The 3,340-nt window shown below is 51.6% G+C and carries 2 rRNA genes; both read left to right on the plus strand.

Going from position 1 to position 3,340, the window contains the following annotated elements:
* Positions 1-190: 190 nt before the first annotated feature.
* Positions 191-3,123, plus strand: a 23S ribosomal RNA gene (locus HCJ54_RS15210).
* Between the two features lie 95 nt (positions 3,124-3,218).
* Positions 3,219-3,334 (plus strand): 5S ribosomal RNA (gene rrf, locus HCJ54_RS15215).
* The last annotated feature ends 6 nt before the right edge of the window (positions 3,335-3,340 follow it).

The raw sequence follows: 3,340 nt of genomic DNA on the forward strand, positions 1-3,340 counted from the left end.
AAGAAAGTTGTTCTTTGAAAACTAGATAAGAAAGTTAGTAAAGTGCGGTATAAGTCGTTGACTTGTACCAACCAAGTAAGAACCGAGAATCAACTGAAAGTGAATCTTTCAACTAACCGATACGACCATCGCTGGTGCGTAGACGTTAGGAACATACCCGTGGCGAGTTCGAAAGAACAACGACCCACATGGTTAAGTTAGAAAGGGCGCACGGTGGATGCCTTGGCACTAGGAGCCGAAGAAGGACGGGACTAACACCGATATGCTTTGGGGAGCTGTACGTAAGCGTTGATCCAGAGATTTCCGAATGGGGGAACCCACTATTCTTCATCGAATAGTATCCTTACGTGAATACATAGCGTAAGGAAGGCAGACCCAGGGAACTGAAACATCTAAGTACCTGGAGGAAGAGAAAGAAAAATCGATTTCCTGAGTAGCGGCGAGCGAAACGGAAAGAGCCCAAACCAAGAAGCTTGCTTCTTGGGGTTGTAGGACACTCTATACGGAGTTACAAAGGAATGTGGTAAACGAAGTGGTCTGGAAAGGCCCGCCAAAGAAGGTAACAGCCCTGTAATTGAAAGCATATTCCCTCCAGAGTGGATCCTGAGTACGGCGGAACACGTGAAATTCCGTCGGAATCCGGGAGGACCATCTCCCAAGGCTAAATACTCCCTAGTGACCGATAGTGAACCAGTACCGTGAGGGAAAGGTGAAAAGCACCCCGGAAGGGGAGTGAAACAGTTCCTGAAACCGTGTGCCTACAAGTAGTTAGAGCCCGTTCATGGGTGATAGCGTGCCTTTTGTAGAATGAACCGGCGAGTTACGATTTGTTGCAAGGTTAAGCGGAAAAAGCGGAGCCGTAGCGAAAGCGAGTCTGAATAGGGCGCATGAGTAACAGGTCGTAGACCCGAAACCAGGTGATCTACCCATGTCCAGGATGAAGGTGAGGTAATACTCACTGGAGGTCCGAACCCACGCACGTTGAAAAGTGCGGGGATGAGGTGTGGGTAGCGGAGAAATTCCAATCGAACCTGGAGATAGCTGGTTCTCTCCGAAATAGCTTTAGGGCTAGCCTCGAGGTAAAGAGTCGTGGAGGTAGAGCACTGTTTGGACTAGGGGCCCTTCTCGGGTTACCGAATTCAGATAAACTCCGAATGCCATGTACTTATACTCGGGAGTCAGACTGCGAGTGATAAGATCCGTAGTCGAAAGGGAAACAGCCCAGACCACCAGTTAAGGTCCCAAAATATATGTTAAGTGGAAAAGGATGTGGGGTTGCATAGACAACCAGGATGTTGGCTTAGAAGCAGCCACCATTGAAAGAGTGCGTAATAGCTCACTGGTCGAGTGACCCCGCGCCGAAAATGTACCGGGGCTAAACATATTACCGAAACTGTGGATGAACCTCTTAGGAGGTTCGTGGTAGGAGAGCGTTCTAAGGGCGGTGAAGTCAGACCGGAAGGACTGGTGGAGCGCTTAGAAGTGAGAATGCCGGTATGAGTAGCGAAAGACGGGTGAGAATCCCGTCCACCGAATATCTAAGGTTTCCTGGGGAAGGCTCGTCCGCCCAGGGTTAGTCGGGACCTAAGCTGAGGCCGATAGGCGTAGGCGATGGACAACAGGTAGATATTCCTGTACCAGTGCTATTTGTTTGAGCAATGGGGTGACACAGAAGGATAGGGAATCGCACGGATGGAAAGGTGCGTCCAAGCAGTGAGTGTGAGAAGTAGGCAAATCCGCTTCTCGCGAAGCATGAGCTGTGATGGGGAAGGAAATTAAGTACGGAAGTTCCTGATTTCACGCTGTCAAGAAAAGCCTCTCGTTAGAATAGTACTGCCCGTACCGCAAACCGACACAGGTAGATGAGGAGAGAATCCTAAGGTGAGCGAGAGAACTCTCGTTAAGGAACTCGGCAAAATGACCCCGTAACTTCGGGAGAAGGGGTGCTCTATTAGGGTGCAAGCCCGAGAGAGCCGCAGTGAATAGGCCCAGGCGACTGTTTAGCAAAAACACAGGTCTCTGCAAAACCGTAAGGTGACGTATAGGGGCTGACGCCTGCCCGGTGCTGGAAGGTTAAGAGGAGTGCTTAGCGCAAGCGAAGGTACGAATTGAAGCCCCAGTAAACGGCGGCCGTAACTATAACGGTCCTAAGGTAGCGAAATTCCTTGTCGGGTAAGTTCCGACCCGCACGAAAGGCGCAACGATCTGGGCACTGTCTCAACGAGAGACTCGGTGAAATTATAGTACCTGTGAAGATGCAGGTTACCCGCGACAGGACGGAAAGACCCCGTGGAGCTTTACTGCAACCTGATATGGAATGTTTGTACCGCTTGTACAGGATAGGTAGGAGCCGAGGAGACGTGAGCGCCAGCTTACGAGGAGGCAATGGTGGGATACTACCCTGGCTGTATGACCATTCTAACCCGCCACGCTTAGCGCGTGGGGAGACAGTGTCAGGTGGGCAGTTTGACTGGGGCGGTCGCCTCCTAAAGAGTAACGGAGGCGCCCAAAGGTTCCCTCAGAATGGATGGAAATCATTCGCAGAGTGTAAAGGCACAAGGGAGCTTGACTGCGAGACTGACAAGTCGAGCAGGGACGAAAGTCGGGCTTAGTGATCCGGTGGTTCCGCATGGAAGGGCCATCGCTCAACGGATAAAAGCTACCCCGGGGATAACAGGCTTATCTCCCCCAAGAGTCCACATCGACGGGGAGGTTTGGCACCTCGATGTCGGCTCGTCGCATCCTGGGGCTGTAGTCGGTCCCAAGGGTTGGGCTGTTCGCCCATTAAAGCGGCACGCGAGCTGGGTTCAGAACGTCGTGAGACAGTTCGGTCCCTATCCGTCGCGGGCGCAGGAAATTTGAGAGGAGCTGTCCTTAGTACGAGAGGACCGGGATGGACACACCGCTGGTGTACCAGTTGTTCCGCCAGGAGCATCGCTGGGTAGCTATGTGTGGCAGGGATAAACGCTGAAAGCATCTAAGCGTGAAGCCCCCCTCAAGATGAGATTTCCCATTTCTTTAAGAAAGTAAGATCCCTGAAAGAAGATCAGGTAGATAGGTTTGGAGTGGAAGTATGGCGACATATGGAGCGGACAAATACTAATCGATCGAGGACTTAACCAAAAAAAGTAAGAGACTCGGGCACGAACGGTCACGCACAGACCAACTTTCTTATCTAGTTTTGAGAGAACCGCGTTCTTTCAGGTAGTTACACATTGTCTGGTGGTTACGGCGAAGAGGTCACACCCGTTCCCATCCCGAACACGGAAGTTAAGCTTTTCAGCGCCGATGGTAGTAGGGGGCTTCCCCCTGTGAGAGTAGGTCGTCGCCGGGCAATGTA

The organism is Listeria grandensis, assembly GCF_014322885.1.
In the GTDB taxonomy this organism is placed as follows: Bacteria; Bacillota; Bacilli; order Lactobacillales; family Listeriaceae; genus Listeria_A; species Listeria_A grandensis.